Source organism: Calidifontibacillus oryziterrae, from assembly GCF_000331575.1.
GTDB classification, from domain to species: domain Bacteria; phylum Bacillota; class Bacilli; order Bacillales; family Bacillaceae_J; genus Calidifontibacillus_A; species Calidifontibacillus_A oryziterrae.
This window is the reverse complement of the sequence record NZ_KB223527.1, coordinates 1,020,929-1,040,777: the sequence shown is the minus strand read 5'-3', so window position 1 is coordinate 1,040,777 and position 19,849 is coordinate 1,020,929. Positions and strand designations below refer to the sequence as shown.

The window sequence follows — 19,849 nt, the reverse complement described above, 5'->3', positions numbered from 1 at the left end:
AGGAGGATAAGCTATGATCGAGCAATTATTTAAGCTTCAACGGCAATTAGATGAGAGAATTGCAAAAGAACATGGACTAGAGCAAGTGGACTTGATGGATAAGAAAGTCATGGCGTTACTTGTTGAGTTAGGCGAGCTTGCAAATGAAACACGTTGTTTTAAATTTTGGAGTAAAAAGCCGCCAGCAGAACGTGAAGTTATTTTGGAAGAGTATGTAGATGGGATTCATTTTATTTTATCAATTGGAATTGAACTTGATATAGAGGATTTACTTAATCTTGAACTATATGAAGAATCACGTGATTTAGTAAACCAGTTCCATCGAGTATTTTACAGTATTTCCATGTTTCGTGAAAATACCAGTCTCGAAAACTACCATACTATTTTTAACGAATACTTGTTATTAGGAAGATTGTTAGGATTTTCCTCTAAAGATATTGAAAAAGCATATATTTTGAAAAATGAAGTGAATCATCAGCGTCAGGATCAGGGATACTAATAGGGTGTGAGAACATCCTATTTTTTTGTAATAATAAGTTACAATCGCTATAATTATGTAACAGTGGTTGAAATAAAAACTAATTGGCAAGGAGGAATATAGAATACATGGGAAAACAATTGGATGAAACTTTAACAATGTTAAAGGATTTAACAGATGCGAAAGGAATTCCTGGGGATGAGCGGGAAGTTCGCGAAATAATGAAAAAATACATAGCTCCATATGCGGATGAAATTACGACGGATAACTTAGGTAGTCTGATAGCAAAAAAGGTTGGAAAAGCTGACGGGCCGAAAATAATGGTTGCGGGGCACCTTGATGAAGTGGGTTTTATGGTTACACAAATTACTGAAAAGGGCTTTATTAAATTTCAAACCGTTGGTGGTTGGTGGTCACAGGTCATGCTTGCTCAACGTGTAACGATCATGACGAAAAAAGGCGATATCGTAGGGATTATTGGTTCAAAGCCTCCACATGTCCTTACTCCGGAAGCTCGTAAAAAACCAGTGGATATCAAAGATATGTTTATTGACATTGGGGCAGCAAGCAAAGAAGAAGCAATGGAGTGGGGCGTCCTGCCTGGTGACTCGGCTGTTCCATATTTTGAATTTACAGTAATGAATAATGAAAAAATGTTACTTGCAAAAGCTTGGGATAATCGCATAGGTTGTGCAATTGCAATCGACGTGTTAAAACATTTAAAAGGTGTTGATCATCCAAATATTGTTTATGGGGCAGCAACCGTTCAAGAAGAAGTTGGCTTAAGAGGTGCAAAAACAGCGGCAGCGCAAATTAAACCAGATATCGGCTTCGCTGTTGATGTCGGGATTGCAGGTGATACTCCTGGAATATCAGAGAAGGAATCAATTAGTAAAATGGGAGAAGGTCCGCAAATTATTCTTTACGATGCATCTATAGTGTCTCATAAAGGTCTTCGGGATTTTGTTGTTAGTGTGGCAGATGAAAACAATATTCCATATCAATTTGATTCAATGGCTGGTGGTGGAACAGACGCGGGTGCGATTCATCTTACGGCAAATGGGGTACCTGCTTTAGCAATTACGATTGCAACAAGGTACATTCATTCACATGCTGCGATGCTACATCGTGATGACTATGAAAATGCTGTAAAGCTCATTGTAGAGGTTATCAAACGATTAGATGCCAACAAGGTGAAAGAAATAATTTTCGATTAAACAAAGAAAAATGAACAAAAAACGGGGCAATCTTCAATTAAAGACGGCCCCGTTTTTCCATCATTTGGAGGGGTCAGGAACCTCTATGGACACCTCTATGGACACCTCTATGGCACCTATTGCTTTTGAAGCCCATTTCGAAGGTTTGTTAACATTTCTTCCTTTTCTTCTTCATTTGAGTTTTGCCAAATTACCTCAAACAAAACGCCGAGACCTGGAAGCATTTTCTCTTCTTGGCTGCGGATCGCATCAATGATTGTATCCTCTAGCTGTTCCTTTGAGTTGTCTACAACATTGTGGATAACAGCATGACGTAGATTTATATTCATTTGCAAACACTCCTTGATCGTTTTATTCCTGCACTTGCAGACATTACTAGTTTTCATCAATTCTGATTGGATTATGTAATGACGAATAGATATAATGGAAAGGTATATAGAATGGAGTGTCAAAAATGATAAAAAGAATAGAATCGGCTCAAAATTCCCGTGTTAAGCAGTGGAAAAAACTACATACAAAAAAGGAAAGAGAAAAAACAGGATTATTTCTTATTGAAGGTAGGCACCTAGTGGAAGAAGCGTTAAAATATAAAACAGTCGTTAAAGAAATAATTGTTCGTGAAGGCGAGGAATTTTCTGCTATAAATATAGGTGAGGCGAATGTAACCGAAGTGACGAAGGAAGTTATGAAATTACTCACAGATACGGAAACGCCTCAAGGAATAATCGCTGTTTGTGAGATGCCAAAGCCATGTAAAATAGAACTATCGTCCTCTCCATTAAGGCTATTGCTGATTGACAATGTTCAAGATCCAGGGAATCTAGGTACGATGATTCGTACATCTGATGCAGTAGGGATTGATGCGGTTATTTTAGGTGATGGTTGTGTGGATTTATATAATGGAAAAACAATCCGCTCCACTCAAGGTTCGTTATTTCATATCCCAATTATTAAAGGCAATTTAACTACATGGATAGATGAGCTAACGAGAGAAAATATCAAGGTTTTTGGAACGGCTCTTGATAATGCAAGGGACTACAAGGAAGTTCCATCTCAACAACAACGGTTTGCCCTTTTAGTAGGTAACGAAGGAAATGGTGTAAATCGTGAGCTATTGAAAATGACTGATGAAAATATCTATATTCCAATATTCGGTGAAGCAGAATCCCTCAATGTATCAATTGCAACAGGAATATTGTTATATCACTTACGAGGTTAATGTTGGGAAAAATTTGATTAACGTTTGCCACCGATCGAAACATATACTATAATAGTAAGGGAAATTTTATAGAAAAAGCTAGGAAGGAACATAGTACGTTACCTCTCATCATGTTAGGGAGAAGATGCCATAGACTGAAAGCATCTTTATGAATGAAGTAGCCGAATTCACTCTGGAGCTGACACTTGGACCTTGAATTTGAGTTGGTGAATACAACCAATAAAAGTTTGAGTAAAGGTGTTCCGGTTGTTAAACCGTTATGTAAACTAAGGTGAACAGTAGGAATAATTCTATTGTTAATTAGGGTGGTACCGCGAATCAAAGTCTTCGTCCCTTTTGTGGGAGCGAAGGCTTTTTTATTGTTTAGGAAATATAAAATTTGATCCTGTGGATAAATATTATATCACAGAAAGTAGTCGTCCAGCTCCAGCGCCCAGCGACTAGTAAACTTCGTTCATCACTTTTGCGATAAGTCAACTTCGACTCGTCCCTCGTCGTGTTTTGTTTATCTCAGTCGATGCGCTCTTAGTTTATACGTCGCTAAGCAGGGCGCTTATAGCTTTTGTTCTTTTGGCTGAGTTAATATTAAATATTGTTAATAGCCTGCTGTGTGCGTGCGCGGTGAGCGACTTTTATTCGTAAGAATAACTTTAGCGAAACGCGTACCAGCAGGCGAAGAAGGTATCAACACTATTGTTTAACTAAGCTTTATTTTATTAAATATTTAAGGAGGAATCGATATGCAGGAGCAATTAAAAGTATTACAAACAGAAGCTTTACTAAAAGTTGAGCAAGCGGAAGATTTAAAAGCGTTAAATGATATTCGGATTGCGTATTTAGGGAAGAAAGGTCCGATTACAGAAGTATTGAGAGGGATGGGTAAATTATCTGCTGAGGAACGTCCAGTTATGGGTCAATTAGTTAACGACGTCCGTGCAGCCATCCAAGAAAAGCTTGAAGAAAAGCAAGAACGATTTGAAAAGTTAGCTGTTGAACAGAAGCTAGCGTCAGAAACAATTGATGTAACCCTTCCAGGTCGACCCATTCAAGCAGGAAATCATCATCCATTAACAGCAGTCATTGAGGAAATAGAGGATTTATTTATCGGCATGGGCTATCAAATTGCTGAAGGACCTGAAGTTGAACAGGATTATTATAACTTTGAGGCGCTAAATCTCCCGAAAGGTCATCCAGCGCGAGATATGCAGGATTCTTTCTACATAACAGAGGAAATTCTTCTACGTACTCACACATCACCTGTTCAAGCAAGAACGATGCTAAAGCACGAAGGGAAAGGACCTGTAAAAATTATTTGTCCAGGTAAAGTATATCGTCGCGACAATGATGATGCGACACATTCTCATCAATTTATGCAAATTGAAGGACTTGTTGTTGATGAAAATATTCGGATGAGTGACCTGAAAGGAACACTCGAGGTTTTTGCGAAAAAGATGTTTGGTGAAGACCGTCGTATTCGTCTCCGTCCGAGTTTCTTCCCATTTACAGAACCATCAGTTGAAGTAGATGTTTCATGTATGTGTGGTGGCGATGGATGCTCAATTTGTAAAAAAACAGGCTGGATTGAAATTTTAGGAGCTGGAATGGTACATCCAAATGTACTTGAAATGGCTGGCTTTGATTCGAAAAAATATACAGGCTTTGCCTTTGGTATGGGACCTGAACGAATCGCAATGTTGAAATATGGAATTGATGATATTCGCCATTTTTACACAAATGATATTCGTTTTTTAAAGCAATTTAAGCGGGCATAAGTAGACCTAGATTGCTGGAAGAAAAACAGGATTAATTAGGAGGGAAAAAAGTGTTAGTATCTTATAACTGGTTAAAAGATTATGTTGATATAAATGATGTTTCTGCAGAGGAATTAGCTGACAAAATTACAAAAAGTGGAATTGAAGTTGAAGCAGTCGAACTATTAAATAAAGGAATTTCGGGTATCGTGGTTGGACATGTGCTGGAATGTCAAAAACATCCTGCAGCAGACAAGTTGAATATTTGCCAAGTTGACATTGGTGAAGGAGAGCCACAGCAAATTATTTGCGGGGCACCAAATATCGCTGCTGGTCAAAAGGTTATTGTTGCAAAGGTAGGTGCCGTTCTCCCTGGGAATTTCAAAATTAAAAAGGCAAAGCTTCGAGGCGAAGCATCAAATGGAATGATTTGCTCGTTGCAGGAGTTAGGAATTGAGACGAAATTCGTTCCAAAGGAATTTGCAGAAGGAATTTTTGTTTTCCCAGATAACGTAGAGATTGGCTCAGACCCGTTAGAGCATCTTAATTTAACTGATAAAGTGTTAGAGTTAAGCTTAACACCGAATCGTGCAGATGCATTAAGTATGATAGGGGTAGCTTATGAAGTTGCGGCAATTTTAGGACGTGACGTCAAACTTCCAACCCCTGTTGTCAACGAATCAAATCAAAAAGCAGCAGATTATATAAAACTAACAATCGATGCAAAAGAAGATAATCCTTATTATGCAGCACGTGTTGTGAAGGGTGTAAAAATTGGGCCATCGCCACTATGGATGCAAATGAGGCTAATGGCAGCAGGAATTCGCCCAATTAGTAATGTTGTTGACATTACCAATTATATTTTAATTGAATATGGCCAGCCTCTACATGCGTTTGATTATGACCGTTTAGGCTCGAAAGAAATTCTCGTTCGACGTGCTAAAGAAGGCGAAAATTTCGTAACACTCGATAACCAAGAGCGTACATTAAAGAACGACCACCTTGTTATTACGAATGGTATAGAACCTGTAGCATTGGCAGGTGTAATGGGCGGTGCAAATTCTGAAGTACACAACGATACTGTAAATGTATTAATTGAGTCGGCTGTATTTAATGGTCAAACGATACGGACAGCATCAAAGGATCACGGCTTACGAAGCGAAGCGAGTGCTCGCTTTGAAAAAGGAGTTGACCCACTACGTGCAAAACAAGCAGCAGATCGTGCAGCTGCACTAATGGTGGAACTTGCAGGGGGAGAAATTTTAGCAGGTGTTGTTGAGGCTGACTACCTTGATCGAACATCAATTAACGTGTCAGTAACAACGGATCGGATTAATAATGTATTAGGAACAAATATTACAACTAATGAAGTAGCACAAATTTTTACAAGGCTACAATTTGATTTTACTGAAGACAATGGTTCGTTCACAGTGACTGCTCCATCAAGAAGACGGGATATCGTGATTTCGGAGGATTTAATTGAAGAGGTAGCCCGTCTTTATGGCTATGATTATATTCCAACAACATTACCGATAGGAGATTCAACACCAGGCAAACTTTCACCATATCAAGAAAAACGTCGGAAGGTTCGTCGTTATCTTGAAGGGGCAGGATTATTTGAGGCAGTCACCTATTCGTTAACAAGCTCTGAAAAAGCAGTGTCATATTGGGATGAAGCAACGGAAGCGACTCCAATCCGCTTAGCAATGCCGATGAGTGAGGAACGCGGTACATTAAGATTAAGTCTAATTCCACACTTATTGGAGGCGATTGCTCATAATAGTGCACGGCAATTAGATAACTTAGCCTTATATGAAATTAGCAAGGTGTATTTATCAGAGAATGAAATTGACACCCAATTGCCAATAGAAAGAGAAAACTTAGCTGGAGCTGTTACTGGTTTATGGCACTCTCATTTATGGCAAGGCGAAAAGAAACCTGTAGATTTCTACGTTGTTAAGGGAATCATAGAAGGGCTATTTGCGGTACTGGGGTTAGAAAACGTTGTGGCATTTGAACAAGGGAAGAAGGAAGGACTTCACCCTGGCCGAACTGCGATCATTAAGCTAGAGGATGAATATGTTGGCTTCATTGGTCAAGTTCATCCAGATCAGCAAAAAGCACTTGATATACATGCAACTTATGTATTCGAACTAAACCTAGAAAAGCTTTTACATGTAAACGTTGAAGGTGTGAAATATGAAGCAATTCCACGGTACCCTTCAGTAACACGTGATATTGCACTTGTTGTAGATCAACAAGTAGTTGCGGGAACAGTTCAGGCAGCGATTAAAGAAGCTGGTGGCAAATTGTTAAAAGAAGTTTCAATTTTTGATCTTTATCAAGGGGAGCATTTAGAAAAAGGCAAAAAATCGATCGCTTTCTCATTGCGTTATTTCGATCCGGAAAAAACATTAACAGACGAAGAAGTAACTAAAGCACATGACCGAGTTTTGAAGGCGGTGGAGGAACAATTAGGGGCGACTTTAAGAGGATAACAATTGCCATAAAATTACTAAGTATGACGAAGGAAAAATATTACTTTCTCCATAAACATTACTGTCCGATTTAAAGATAGTGTCAGGATTCTCGCTCGAAACAATTACGAGGATCCTGACTTTTTCTATAAAATGGTAGTCGGACAATAAAGATGCAAATTCGGACAATAAAAGTCTAAAATTGGACAATAAAGATGCTAATTCGGACAATCGATTTAATTTTGAGATTTTGATAGGTTCCTTGCTTTTTCAGTATTTGCAAAATGAATTTTTGTGAACTCAAATAATGACTTTTCTCCGTATTTTCGAATTAACTTTGCGGCAGCTTCGTCTACTTTCATTCCTGCTCCCTTAGGTAGTACAAAGCCAGCTTTGTTACTAAGATTTTCAAACTCAGTAATGAAAGCATATCTCGCTATGATAGACGCAGCAGCGACTGCTATGTGAACGGATTCTGCTTTTGTGCTAAAATATACATTCTCATTCATCCAGCTGATTTCTTTTCCTTTTAAGTAATTAAAAAAGACCCCGGGTTCACAAAACTGATCGATTAAGATTCCATCAACATGGTCGGACGGCTCCAATTTATGAATTACATGCTGAATGGCTTGATTATGCAATTCTGCTTTCATTTTCCCTTGATTCATACCGTTTTTTTCAAGATCATTATATTTTTCATTTCTTAAAATTAGTAAACTGTGGGGGATTAATGGAATTATTTCTTTAGCTATTGCTGTAATGTGATTATCATTTAATGCTTTTGAATCCTTTACTCCTAATTGTTTTAATAACGCAATTTTATCTATTGGCACGTAAGCTGCAACAACGGTCATTGGTCCAAAGTAGTCTCCAGTACCTACCTCATCTGATCCAATAATTGAAAGCTCACCAATATTTTCAGGTGGCTCGAATTTTATTTTCTGCTTTCGAATTAAAGACTTATTTGGCGAATGATTGGTAGGGTTTCTTTTTATCGTAGTTTCCCATTTCCTAACCTCGTTCTCGGTATCTTTTCCCTGGAATAGTACTTTGCCAGATTTATAGGCTGTTATTGTACAGCCGGGCGATTTTGCAACAAACACACTTCCAGGAGGATGTTGGCTACAAAAAGTAGGTTTATAATGAGTGATCATCTCATTTAGAATTTCGGGTGATACCGTTATTACACAATTAGACATAATAAATCCTCACTCTTTCCAGTTAAAATTTTGAAACAGTATTCTTTCATGTTATAGTAACATTAGATTATTTGTGACTTTTTGATTTTTTTCGAAATTATTCGATAGGAGGCCTTTCCGGTGACAAGGCAAAACAGTAAACGAATTTCCGTAGATATTTATGGTCACCAATATACAATAGTTGGGGATGAAAACTCAAGTCATATTCGTGTCGTCTCAAGCATAGTTGATGACAAGATGAGAGAAATTCATGAGATGAATCCCAATTTGGATACTCAAAAGTTAGCAGTACTTACAGCTATTAATATTGTAAATGATTATTTGAATATAAAAAATGAACATGAGGCTTTATTGAGGGACTATCAACGATTGTTGGAAAAAATTGAAAAAGGGAAAGATTAATCATGATTGATATAATTTTGCTGTCACTCTTACTAATAGGTTTCTTCATCGGGTTTCGGCGCGGCTTTGTTTTACAAGTTGTATATTTTGTCGGTTTTATTGCGGCATATGTTGTTGCTTATTTATTCTTTGATGATGTAGCGCCATTTTTAAAGCTATGGGTACCATTCCCGCCGTTATCTGACGATAGTGCCATGTCATTATTAATGAATACATTTGATATTGAAACGGTTTATTACCGGGCTATTGCATTTGTTACACTTTTTTTTGGAACGAAGATTAGTCTACATATTATTGGATCTATGCTAGATTTTTTAGCAGATCTTCCACTTTTACGTACGGTAAACGGATGGTTGGGTGGTGCTCTTGGATTTGTCGAGGTGTATTTGCTATTATTTATTGTACTTTATTTAGGAGCGTTAACGCCGATTGAAGCTATTCAATCATGGATGAATGAGTCGATTGTTGCAAAAGGTATCGTTGAAAATACACCAGTTGTTTCTGTTAAGTTAAAAGAATTATGGTTTGGCCAACCTATTTAATAATGCTATCTTCCTCCATGTGAAACCCATCCATGGGGGTTTGTGTTTTTTGAAAAACAATCAAAAGGGGTTGTTTATCGAAATGAATAAGAAAGATATAATAAGAACGTTAGAGACAATTGCTATTTATTTAGAAATAAAGGGAGAGAATCCCTTTAAAATTTCTGCATATCGAAAAGCCGCATCAGCATTAGAAGCTGATGACCGTAGTATAACTGCAATAGATGATGTTTCAAAGCTAAATGGGATAGGAAGAGGAACAGCAGCAGTTATTAAAGAGCTTCTGGAAACCGGGAAATCAACGGTTTTAGACGAGTTAGCGAGGCAAGTACCCGAAGGGCTAATTCCGTTATTAAAATTACCAGGGCTCGGCGGTAAAAAAATAGGAAAGCTATACAAAGAATTGAACATAACAGATATAGCTTCATTAAAAAAATGCTGTTTGGAAAATAAAGTTCAACAATTAGCTGGATTTGGGGAGAAAACAGAGGAAAAAATTCTTGAAGCAATTGAAGAAGTTGGGAAACGACCTGATCGTTTACCTATTTGGATTATGTTACCGATTGCAACAAAAATAGAGCAACAGCTTTCAACTATGAAGGATATCATTAAATTTTCCCGGGCCGGCAGTATGAGAAGAATGAAAGAAACGATAAAGGATTTGGATTTTATTATTGCAACTACAAATCCAGCGTCAGTCCGTGAACAGCTTTTACAGCTTGAAGGCATTTCAGATGTCATGGCAAATGGAGATACGAAAGTATCTCTCGTTGTCAGAGATGAATATGATATTTCAATTGACTTTCGCATTGTTGATCTAGAGAGTTTTGCAACAACACTTCATCATTTCACAGGCTCAAAAGAACACAATGTAAAAATGAGACAGCTCGCAAAGGAACGTGGTGAAAAGATTAGTGAATATGGTGTGGAAATTGTTGATACTGGCGAGTTACTAACGTTTGCTACGGAAAAGGCATTTTTCAATCATTTTGAATTAAATTATATCCCGCCTGAGATGAGAGAGGATAAAGGTGAAATTGAGGTTTTAAAGAAAAAATTAAAACCAATAAAGCCTATGCTGCTCTCCGATATAAAAGGTGATTTACATATGCATACAACTTGGAGTGATGGAGCTAACTCAATTCAAGAAATGGTTGAAGCGGCTAGACGTAAAGGCTATTCCTATATAGCAATTACAGATCATTCAAAGTATTTAAGAGTTGCTAATGGCCTAACGGCTGATCGGCTGCGAGAACAACGCAAAGAAATCGAACGCTTAAATAAACTTTACGATGATATTACGATTTTGGCTGGGATCGAGATGGATATATTACCAGATGCAACACTTGACTTTGATGATGAGGTACTAGAAGAATTGGACCTCGTCATTGGAGCTATTCATTCCAGTTTTTCACAGGATCGTAATCAAATCATGAAAAGACTCATAACAGCACTCGAAAATAACCATGTTGATATTATTGCTCATCCAACCGGAAGACTTATTGGGAAAAGGAAGGGCTATAATGTTGATGTGGAGATGTTAATAGAAATTGCGAAACGAACGAATACGGCACTAGAATGTAATGCCAACCCACATCGCTTAGATTTGTCATCCGAGTGGTTAAGGAAGGCGGTAGAAGCAGGAGTCAAATTAGTGATCAATACCGATGCCCATCAAATCGATACGCTAGATTATATGGAGATAGGTGTTGCTACAGCAAGACGAGGTTGGGTTACGAAGGAAACGGTATTGAATACTTGGACGATTGCAGACTTGATGGCTTTTTTAAAGCGTCATGATTAGGTAGAAGGAGGCTAAGCCTTTGTTAGAGCGTGTATTACGTGTACTAGAGTTTGGAAAAATTAAAGAATCATTAATAAAGCATACAGCTTCATCATTAGGAAAAGAAAAGGTAGAGATGCTTGTACCATCCTATGAATATGATGAGGTAGTGAAACTTCAAGAGGAGACAGATGAAGCTGCAAAAGTATTACGGCTTAAGGGACAAATTCCACTGGGTGGGATATTTGATGTCCGCCCTAGCATTAAACGGGCACAAATTGGTGGCATTTTAAGTGCGAGCGAATTGCTTGATATAGCAAGTACGATATATGGTGGTAGGCAAATAAAAAGCTTTATCGAGAATCTCGTTGAGGATGAATGGGAGCTTCCTATTTTGAAAACTTATGTGGAGCAACTTACACCCTTAACGGAATTAGAAAGAAAAATTAAATCGTGCATTGATGATTATGGACATGTTATGGATAGTGCAACTGAAAAACTTCGAGGGATTCGGCAAACGCTAAGAACAGCTGAATCGAGAATACGTGAAAAACTTGATAGCATGACAAAATCGACGGCTGGTCAAAAAATGTTGTCAGATGCGATCATAACAATCCGTAACGATCGCTTTGTCATACCTGTTAAACAAGAATATCGCCATTCTTATGGTGGTATTGTTCACGATCAATCCGCATCAGGGGCAACACTTTTTATTGAACCGCAAGCCGTTGTTGCACTGAATAACCAGCTTCAAGAGGCAAGAGTGAAGGAAAAGCAAGAGATTGAGAGAATATTACAAGAGCTTACAATTGCAGTTGCAACAGAAGCCGAACCTGCTTTACATAATGTAAAAGTATTAGCACAAATTGATTTCATGTTTGCGAAGGCACTGTATGCTCGAAGCATAAAAGCATCAAAGCCTAACATGAATAGCGAAGGCCGAATACGTTTATTTAAAGCGCGTCATCCATTGATTGCAAGTAATGAAGTGGTACCAAATGATATTATTCTCGGTGAAGAATATTCAACGATAGTTATTACTGGTCCAAATACGGGTGGTAAAACAGTAACATTAAAGACATTAGGATTACTCACGTTAATGGCACAATCTGGATTAGCAATCCCCGCACTTGATGGTTCAGAAATGGCTGTTTTTTCTTCCGTGTATGCTGATATTGGTGATGAACAATCGATTGAACAAAGTTTAAGTACGTTCTCATCCCATATGACGAACATTGTACAAATATTAAAACGCGTTGATGAAAATAGCCTTGTGTTATTTGATGAACTTGGAGCAGGGACGGATCCACAGGAGGGGGCAGCACTAGCAATTGCCATTTTAGATGATGTTTATAATCGAGGTGCAAAGGTCGTAGCAACGACCCATTATCCTGAGTTAAAGGCTTATGGATATAACCGTTCAGGAGTAATTAATGCAAGTGTTGAATTTGACATTGAAACGTTGAGCCCAACGTATCGGTTACTATTAGGGGTACCTGGTAGAAGTAACGCATTTGAAATATCAAAACGATTAGGATTAGCCGAACACGTAATTACAAAAGCTAAAAGTTTTGTTAGTAAGGAAACAAATAAAGTTGAAAATATGATCGCTTCACTTGAAGAAACAAAGAAGAAAGCTGAAGAAGAATGGAATGAGGCCGAATCAATTCGCAAGGATGCTAAGCAGCTTCATGAAGAATTACAAAACCAAATTATTGCATTGAATGAAGAGCGGGATCGGATTTTGGCTACAGCAGAAAAAAAAGGAAGAGATGCTGTTGAAAAAGCCAAAAGTGAAGCTGAGGAAATTATTCGCTACTTACGAAAGTTAAAAAATGATGCCCATGTTACCGTAAAAGAGCATGAATTAATTGAAGCTAGAAAACGGCTTGAGGATACTGCACCAACTATACAAAAAAGTAAAAAGTTTATTGAGAAAGAACAAGTTAAGCAACAGCTTTTACCAGGGGATGAAGTAAAGATATTAAGCTTAGATCAAAGAGGGCACATTGTTGAAAAAGTAAATGCTGAGGAATTCCTCGTTCAAATTGGAATCTTAAAGATGAAGGTTAAAGTCGAAGATTTACAATATATTAGTCGTCCGTTGCCAGTTGAAACTAAGCCGCTTGCAACAATAAGAGGGACAAGCCATCACGTTAAGCCTGAATTAGATCTTCGCGGTGAAAGATTCGAAGATGCTGTTCTAAAAGTTGAAAAGTATATTGATGATGCCTTACTAGCAGGCTACCCAAGTGTTTCTATTATCCACGGGAAAGGAACAGGTGCTCTACGAAAGGGTGTCCATGATTTTCTTAAAACTCATCGCCATGTAAAAGAATATCGTCTTGGTGGAATGACTGAAGGTGGAAGTGGTATGACGGTTGTTGAATTAAAATAGATAGTGAGGGGAGAGGATCGATATTACTAACTTTTGGGAAAATACTTTCGTCCAGACGGCTGCAAATTATAGTGTCGTTGTTTTATCCTTGATCGTATTTTTAGCTATTTTTGAGCTTGTTTCTAAGTATAGGAATTGGGAACAAATTCAGAAAGGGAATGTTGCTGTTGCGATGGCGACAAGTGGAAAGATATTTGGAATTGCTAATATTTTTCGCTACTCAATTCAACATAACGATTCGTTATTAACAATGCTCGGTTGGGGTCTATATGGATTTATTTTACTTTTAATCGGATATTTTATTTTTGAATTTTTAACACCAAGTTTTAAAGTAGATGATGAGATAGAGAAAGGGAATCGGGCGGTTGGCTTTATTTCTATGATCATTTCTATAAGCTTATCATTTGTCATAGGAGCAGGAATCATTGTATAGAGATAGAGGTGATTACACATATGGAAAAATTGGCTAAATTATTAATGATTGTCTGTGGAGTTTTTTTAGTAATAGGAATTTTTTATTGGTTATTTAATGCATAGGTATGTACTAGGAATATCTCGATAAGCTATGTTATCAAAGACTATGAATGGTGATTTTGAAGAACGGTGGCGGCGATTCTGGCGGGATATCTGGCAATAGCTAAAGACCCAACTAGTTTTGCATTTATGCAAGCGAGGATGCTGAAGCGTTGCTTAAGGTCCGCGTCTGCCGAGATGGATTTCAAAATCACCTTTTATATTTGATTCGACAAAAAGTTATATTTGATTCAATGAAAAGTTATATTGGATTTAACAAAAAGCTATATCGGATTGAAAACAAAGCAAAATTTTATAAAAAATTTATAGAAAATTTAAAAAATAATATCAATATAGCATGAATATCTATTATAATAAGAATTAAGTACCAAAAAAAGGGGGTTGTCCATAATGGATGTTTTACTTGAAAAGCAATGGTTGTCTAAATACCCAAAGGAGATTCCACATCGTATTGAGTATGAAGAAAAGCCGTTGTTTTCATTTTTGGAGGAAGCGGCCAAAACAGCGCCAGAGAAAATTGCAATTCATTTTTTAGGTAAACAACTTACGTATCAAGAGGTGTATGATTCATCATTAAAATTTGCAAACTACCTAAGGTCATTGGGGGTAAATAAAGGCGACCGCGTTTCCATAATGCTTCCGAACTGTCCACAAGCAGTTATAAGCTATTATGGTGTGTTGCTAGCTGGTGGGATCGTTGTCCAAACCAATCCTATGTATACGGAACGGGAGCTGCAATTTCAATTGGATGATTCTGGAGCCAGGTGGATAGTTTGTCTCGATTTGCTATATCCAAGAGTCTCAAAAGTGAAAGCGGTTACAAAACTTGAACATGTAATTGTAACTAGCATCAGTGACTATTTACCCTTCCCAAAAAACATCATTTATCCATTCATTCAAAGGAAACAAACCGGAATCAAGGTTCAAGTCAATCATGGAGGTACAACACACTTATTTAAAAAAGCATTAGTAAATAGCAATACCGAAAAAATAGAAGTTGAGATACATCCTAAAGAGGATATTGCCTTGCTTCAATATACTGGCGGTACAACCGGGCAGGCAAAAGGGGTTATGTTAACACACTACAATTTAGTTGCAAATACAACAATGTGCTTACATTGGATGTATAAGTTAAAAAAAGGTGAAGAGAAAATATTGGGTATATTACCATTTTTTCACGTCTTTGGAATGACTTGTGTTATGAATCTATCGATTATGTTTTTATCTGAAATGATCCTTTTACCGAAGTTTGATGCGGAGGAAACACTTAAAACAATCGAAAAACAAAAACCAACAATGTTCCCAGGCGCACCGACCATTTTTATAGCTTTACTTAACCATCCGAATTTAGCAAACTATGATTTATCGTCAATTGATTCGTGCATTAGTGGATCTGCACCACTTCCAGTTGAGGTTCAGGAAAAATTTGAAAAAATAACTGGTGGAAAATTAGTAGAAGGATATGGATTAACAGAAGCTTCACCAGTAACTCACGCAAACTTTTTATGGGATATTGAGCGTGTAAAGGGAAGTATTGGAGTACCATGGCCGGATACAGAATCCTTCGTGCTTTCGTTAGAAAAAAATGGACCAGCTGAAGTTCATGAAATTGGTGAAATTGTTGTAAGGGGACCACAAGTAATGAAGGGCTATTGGAATCGGGAGGATGAAACAGCAGCAACCTTTTATGATGGTGAGTGGTTATTAACTGGAGATCTAGGTTATATGGATGAAAATGGTTACTTTTATATCGCAGATCGGAAAAAGGATATGATAATAGCAGGTGGATTTAATATTTATCCTCGTGAAATAGAAGAGGTTCTGTATGAGCATGAGGCTGTTCAAGAAGCAGTTGTAGCTGGTGTACCTGACCCTTATCGAGGAGAGACAGTAAAGGCATATATAGTGTTGAAGGAAAATGCAAAGGTAGCGGAAGAGGATTTAGAAAAGCATTGCCGAGAATACCTAGCTGCATATAAAGTTCCACGAATTTATGAATTTAGAAAAGAGTTACCAAAGACAGCGGTTGGGAAAATATTAAGACGTGTATTAATTGAGGAAGAGAAGAAACAAGTATAAATGTAAACTCGTAATACCTGAACTAAACGCACAACGCGTTTGTTCAGATACATAATTTCTTTTTGAATATTGATACAACTTATGGTACATTACAAACGTAAAGTGCATTGACAGGATTTTAGTTTTATTTTAGAATAAAAAGAAATGAATGACGATTCATTCATTTCTTTTTTTAAAAATAAGATAGTATATAATTTTGCGCTTTGGAATCCAGCTCCAGCGCCCAGCGACTAGTAAACTTCGCTCATCTCTTTTGCGATAAGTCAACATCGACTCGTCCCTCGTCGTGTTTCCTTTATCTCAGTTGATGTGCTCAGTTTTTATGTCGCTAAGCGGGGCGCTTGCGCCTTTTGTTAAAGGAGTGCCTGTTATGAAAAGGAATAAACCAAAATATCGACAAATAATTGATGCAGCCGTTGTAGTTATTGCTGATAATGGTTTCCATCAAGCCCAAGTGTCTAAGATAGCAAAAAAGGCAGGCGTGGCTGATGGGACCATTTACTTGTATTTTAAAAACAAAGAAGACATTCTTATTTCTCTGTTTGAAGACAAAATGGGACAGTTTACTGAAAAAATTGAAGAAGTGATAGCAGGAAAATCGAATTCTGTAGAGAAGTTATTAGCATTGGTAAAAATGCACCTTTATCAATTAGCAGACGATCCAAATCTTGCAATTGTAACCCAAATAGAATTGAGACAGTCAAACACAGAATTAAGGGTAAAGATTAACGAAGTATTAAAAGATTATATTAAGATTATCGATCAAGTATTACGTCAAGGAATTGAAGAAGGCTTGTTTAAAGAAAATCTTAACGTCAAACTGGCTCGTCAAATGATTTTTGGAACATTAGATGAGGTTGTCACGAACTGGGTTATGAATGAGCAAAAATATGATTTAAGGGAAATCGTTGAACCAGTTCATCAACTGCTAATTGATGGCATTAGTGTTTAAAGACTGCAACTTTCTGTAGTCTTTTTATGAAAGTAGTTGCATATTAATTTTTACAGACTGGGGAGGTATGGGGACAGATGGAATTTTTTACCGTAGAAATTGATCAGAAAATTGCTACAATTAAATTAAACAGACCGCCTGCAAATGCCCTAGCAAGAGGGGTATTGGATGAGCTCTCAGTAGTTTTAGACGATTTAGAGTCTAATGGAGATGTGCGAGTTCTATTAATCAGAGGTGAGGGGAGATTTTTCTCAGCCGGTGCTGATATTAAAGAATTCACTGAAATTCAATCTGATCAAGGTTTTACAGAATTAGCTCAAAGAGGTCAAAAGCTTTTTGATCGAATCGAGAGCTTTCCAAAACCAATTATAGCGGTCATTCATGGCGCAGCACTTGGTGGTGGATTGGAGCTAGCGATGAGTTGTCATATTCGATTTGCTAGTGAAACTGCTAAATTAGGATTACCTGAGCTTCAGCTAGGGATTATTCCTGGCTTCGCGGGAACACAACGCTTGCCGCGTTTAGTCGGTGCCCCAAAAGCAGCTGAAATGATGTTCACAAGTGAGCCCATTACAGGGAAAGAAGCGGCAAGCTTAGGATTAGTTAACCATGCATTTTCCGAAGAAATACTTTTTGAGGAAGCCTACAATCTCGCTAAGAAAATTGCAGCAAAAGGCCCGATTGCAATTAACGCAGTAATTGAGTTGCTACAATATGCAAAAGGATCTTTACATGAACAAGGGGTTGAAAAAGAAGCTAGCTTATTTGGAAAGGTTTTTGTTTCTGAGGACGCAAAAGAAGGGATAAGTGCATTTCTTGAAAAACGCACACCTGAATTTAAAGGCAAGTAAAGGATAAGTATAGCTATTGACTGAGCGGCCGCTCAGAATTGATTGACTAAAACAAATTGGGAGGGAAAAGTTATGAAAATTTTTGTTATCATGAAACGAACATTTGACACAGAAGAAAAAATTGTAATAAACAATGGCAAGATTAGTGAAGATGGTGCTGAATTTATCATTAACCCATATGATGAGTATGCAATTGAAGAGGCGATTCAGCTAAAGGATAAACATGGCGGGGAAGTGACTGTTGTAACAATTGGTAATGAAGACAGTGAGAAAGAGCTACGTACTGCGCTAGCTATGGGAGCAGACAAGGCTGTTCTTATCAATATTGAAGATGATATTGAAGATGGGGATCAATTTACAACGGCAAGTGTACTTGGAGAGTATTTCAAAGGACAAGAGTATGATATCATCCTAGGCGGAAATGTGGCGATTGACGGTGGTTCCGGTCAGGTTGGACCTCGCCTTGCAGAAGCATTACAAATCAATTATGTAACAACGATCACAAAGCTCGATATTAATGGCAATACTGCGGTAATTGGCCGTGATGTGGAAGGAGATAGTGAAGTGGTGGAAGCATCACTACCACTGCTTGTTACTGCACAACAAGGCTTAAACGAACCACGATATCCATCTTTACCAGGCATCATGAAGGCGAAGAAAAAGCCTTTAGATGAGTTGGAGCTTGATGATTTAGATATTGATGAAGATGACGTGGCTGCGAAAACGAAAACACTTGAAATCTATTTGCCACCACAAAAAGCTGCAGGGAAAGTATTGTCTGGTGAGCTTAATGATCAAGTCAAAGAATTAGTAAAATTACTTCAAACTGAAGCAAAAGTAATATAGGCGGGGGGAGAAAAAGATGGCTAGAAAAGTTTTAGTAGTAGGGGAAGTTCGCGACGGAAATTTACGTAATGTATCATTTGAAGCCATTGCAGCAGGGAAGCTTGTTGCAGAAGGTGGAGAAGTTGTTGCTGTCTTAATGGGAGAGTCTGTTCAATCTCAAGGAAATGCAATGATTCAACACGGCGCAGACCGTGTCGTAGTTGTTGAAAATCCTCAATTGAAAAATTATACTCCAGATGGCTATGCGCAGGCATTGCTGGCTGTTGTTGCATCTGAAAATCCTGAGGGAATGATCATGGGTCATACAGCACTTGGAAAAGACTTATCACCTAAAATTGCAGCAAAGCTTGGGTCTGGTTTGATTTCTGACTGTGTTAATGTTGAGGAAGCAGGCGGGAATATTATATTTACGCGTCCAATCTATTCAGGGAAGGCATTCGAAAAGAAGATTGTTACAGACGGTATTATTTTTGCAACGGTTCGTCCGAACAACATTGCTCCACTGGAAAAGGATGAGTCACGTTCTGGAAACGTTGCATCATTAGACGTTGAAATTAAGGATCTAAGAACAGTAATTAAAGAAGTCGTACGCAAAGCGTCTGAAGGTGTAGATCTTTCTGAAGCAAAAATAGTCGTTGCCGGCGGACGTGGTGTTAAGAGTGCCGAAGGCTTTAAAATGTTACAGGAGCTTGCGAATGTATTGGGTGGAGCAGTAGGTGCTTCACGTGGTGCTTGTGATGCGGAATACTGTGATTACTCATTACAAATTGGGCAAACAGGTAAGGTTGTAACGCCTGATCTTTATATTGCTCTAGGTATTTCTGGGGCTATCCAGCATCTTGCTGGTATGTCTAATTCAAAAGTAATTGTTGCGGTAAATAAGGATCCAGAAGCAAACATCTTCAATGTAGCTGATTATGGAATTGTCGGCGATTTATTTGATGTTGTACCACTGTTAATTGAAGAATTTAAAAATGCTAAAGTAAATGCATAAATTCAAAAAGAAGCGCGTAGTGTAAGAACTACCGCTTTTTTATATGATGGGCTTTGTATTAAAAAAAAAGTGTTTTTCACAATCAATTAGGGTATATTTAATACTGAGCAAATAATTCGCTTCAAGA

General features: G+C 37.8%; 17 protein-coding genes and 1 other annotated feature. Of the genes, 15 read left to right on the top strand and 2 right to left on the bottom strand.

All coding sequences use genetic code 11. From position 1 onward, the window contains the following. Positions 1-13 precede the first annotated feature (13 nt). The gene (locus D612_RS0113780; protein WP_017756067.1) at positions 14-499 is read left to right on the top strand and encodes a dUTP diphosphatase; all 486 of its coding nucleotides are present in this window, start codon (positions 14-16) and stop codon (positions 497-499) included. Positions 500-606: 107 nt separating this feature from the next. After that, positions 607-1,695, top strand: coding sequence for a M42 family metallopeptidase (locus tag D612_RS0113775; protein ID WP_017756066.1), 1,089 nt, complete (start codon positions 607-609; stop codon positions 1,693-1,695). Between the two features lie 116 nt (positions 1,696-1,811). On the opposite strand, the gene sspI is transcribed toward D612_RS0113775, so the two are convergent. Further along, on the bottom strand, positions 1,812-2,024 hold the full coding sequence (gene sspI / locus D612_RS0113770) for a small acid-soluble spore protein SspI (protein ID WP_017756065.1): 213 nt from the start codon (positions 2,022-2,024) through the stop codon (positions 1,812-1,814). Between the two features lie 125 nt (positions 2,025-2,149). Between sspI and D612_RS0113765 the strand changes: the two genes are divergently transcribed. From D612_RS0113765 to pheT, 3 genes are all read left to right on the top strand, one after another. Next, positions 2,150-2,914 (top strand): TrmH family RNA methyltransferase, encoded by a 765-nt coding sequence (locus tag D612_RS0113765; protein WP_017756064.1) that lies wholly within the window; start codon positions 2,150-2,152, stop codon positions 2,912-2,914. Between the two features lie 71 nt (positions 2,915-2,985). Beyond that, positions 2,986-3,252: a binding site (T-box leader), on the top strand. A gap of 402 nt (positions 3,253-3,654) precedes the next feature. Then, entirely contained in the window at positions 3,655-4,686 is a 1,032-nt protein-coding gene (gene pheS / locus D612_RS0113760) for a phenylalanine--tRNA ligase subunit alpha (RefSeq protein WP_017756063.1), read from the top strand. A gap of 50 nt (positions 4,687-4,736) precedes the next feature. After that, the gene (gene pheT, locus D612_RS0113755; protein ID WP_017756062.1) at positions 4,737-7,163 is read left to right on the top strand and encodes a phenylalanine--tRNA ligase subunit beta; all 2,427 of its coding nucleotides are present in this window, start codon (positions 4,737-4,739) and stop codon (positions 7,161-7,163) included. A 215-nt stretch (positions 7,164-7,378) separates the two neighbouring features. Here pheT and rnhC read toward each other — a convergent pair whose 3' ends face one another. Then, complete coding sequence (rnhC, locus tag D612_RS0113750; protein WP_017756061.1) at positions 7,379-8,341, bottom strand: ribonuclease HIII; 963 nt, start codon at positions 8,339-8,341, stop codon at positions 7,379-7,381. Positions 8,342-8,461: 120 nt separating this feature from the next. On the opposite strand from rnhC, the gene zapA reads away from it, so the two are divergent. The 10 genes from zapA (at position 8,462) to D612_RS0113685 (ending at position 19,722) form a co-directional block, all read left to right on the top strand. Next, positions 8,462-8,743 carry a cell division protein ZapA gene (zapA, locus tag D612_RS0113745; protein ID WP_017756060.1) on the top strand — a complete coding sequence of 94 codons (282 nt, stop codon included), beginning with the start codon at positions 8,462-8,464 and terminating at the stop codon, positions 8,741-8,743. Positions 8,744-8,745: 2 nt separating this feature from the next. Further along, entirely contained in the window at positions 8,746-9,285 is a 540-nt protein-coding gene (locus D612_RS0113740; RefSeq protein WP_017756059.1) for a CvpA family protein, read from the top strand. 76 nt (positions 9,286-9,361) lie between these two features. Beyond that, on the top strand, positions 9,362-11,089 hold the full coding sequence (gene polX, locus D612_RS0113735; protein ID WP_026092511.1) for a DNA polymerase/3'-5' exonuclease PolX: 1,728 nt from the start codon (positions 9,362-9,364) through the stop codon (positions 11,087-11,089). Between the two features lie 19 nt (positions 11,090-11,108). Continuing rightward, the gene (locus tag D612_RS0113730) at positions 11,109-13,466 is read left to right on the top strand and encodes an endonuclease MutS2 (RefSeq protein WP_017756057.1); all 2,358 of its coding nucleotides are present in this window, start codon (positions 11,109-11,111) and stop codon (positions 13,464-13,466) included. Between the two features lie 22 nt (positions 13,467-13,488). Then, complete coding sequence (locus tag D612_RS0113725) at positions 13,489-13,899, top strand: DUF350 domain-containing protein (RefSeq protein ID WP_026092510.1); 411 nt, start codon at positions 13,489-13,491, stop codon at positions 13,897-13,899. A gap of 491 nt (positions 13,900-14,390) precedes the next feature. Then, positions 14,391-16,079 carry a long-chain-fatty-acid--CoA ligase gene (locus D612_RS0113710; RefSeq protein WP_017756054.1) on the top strand — a complete coding sequence of 563 codons (1,689 nt, stop codon included), beginning with the start codon at positions 14,391-14,393 and terminating at the stop codon, positions 16,077-16,079. Between the two features lie 370 nt (positions 16,080-16,449). Further along, the gene (locus D612_RS0113700; RefSeq protein ID WP_017756053.1) at positions 16,450-17,031 is read left to right on the top strand and encodes a TetR/AcrR family transcriptional regulator; all 582 of its coding nucleotides are present in this window, start codon (positions 16,450-16,452) and stop codon (positions 17,029-17,031) included. A gap of 77 nt (positions 17,032-17,108) precedes the next feature. Next, positions 17,109-17,882, top strand: coding sequence for an enoyl-CoA hydratase (locus D612_RS0113695; RefSeq protein ID WP_017756052.1), 774 nt, complete (start codon positions 17,109-17,111; stop codon positions 17,880-17,882). A 72-nt stretch (positions 17,883-17,954) separates the two neighbouring features. Then, a complete protein-coding gene (locus D612_RS0113690) occupies positions 17,955-18,728 on the top strand; it encodes an electron transfer flavoprotein subunit beta/FixA family protein (RefSeq protein ID WP_017755015.1) in 774 nt (257 codons plus the stop codon). Between the two features lie 16 nt (positions 18,729-18,744). Next, positions 18,745-19,722 carry an electron transfer flavoprotein subunit alpha/FixB family protein gene (locus tag D612_RS0113685; protein WP_017756051.1) on the top strand — a complete coding sequence of 326 codons (978 nt, stop codon included), beginning with the start codon at positions 18,745-18,747 and terminating at the stop codon, positions 19,720-19,722. The last annotated feature ends 127 nt before the right edge of the window (positions 19,723-19,849 follow it).

Bases quoted from the DNA above. Each gene is read 5' to 3' on its own strand.
- D612_RS0113780 (WP_017756067.1), top strand. From the start codon at position 14: ATGATCGAGCAATTATTTAAGCTTCAACGGCAATTAGATGAGAGAATT.
- D612_RS0113775 (WP_017756066.1), top strand. From the start codon at position 607: ATGGGAAAACAATTGGATGAAACTTTAACAATGTTAAAGGATTTAACA.
- sspI (WP_017756065.1), bottom strand. From the start codon at position 2,024: ATGAATATAAATCTACGTCATGCTGTTATCCACAATGTTGTAGACAAC.
- D612_RS0113765 (WP_017756064.1), top strand. From the start codon at position 2,150: ATGATAAAAAGAATAGAATCGGCTCAAAATTCCCGTGTTAAGCAGTGG.
- pheS (WP_017756063.1), top strand. From the start codon at position 3,655: ATGCAGGAGCAATTAAAAGTATTACAAACAGAAGCTTTACTAAAAGTT.
- rnhC (WP_017756061.1), bottom strand. From the start codon at position 8,341: ATGTCTAATTGTGTAATAACGGTATCACCCGAAATTCTAAATGAGATG.
- D612_RS0113740 (WP_017756059.1), top strand. From the start codon at position 8,746: ATGATTGATATAATTTTGCTGTCACTCTTACTAATAGGTTTCTTCATC.
- D612_RS0113710 (WP_017756054.1), top strand. From the start codon at position 14,391: ATGGATGTTTTACTTGAAAAGCAATGGTTGTCTAAATACCCAAAGGAG.
- D612_RS0113700 (WP_017756053.1), top strand. From the start codon at position 16,450: ATGAAAAGGAATAAACCAAAATATCGACAAATAATTGATGCAGCCGTT.
- D612_RS0113695 (WP_017756052.1), top strand. From the start codon at position 17,109: ATGGAATTTTTTACCGTAGAAATTGATCAGAAAATTGCTACAATTAAA.
- D612_RS0113690 (WP_017755015.1), top strand. From the start codon at position 17,955: ATGAAAATTTTTGTTATCATGAAACGAACATTTGACACAGAAGAAAAA.
- D612_RS0113685 (WP_017756051.1), top strand. From the start codon at position 18,745: ATGGCTAGAAAAGTTTTAGTAGTAGGGGAAGTTCGCGACGGAAATTTA.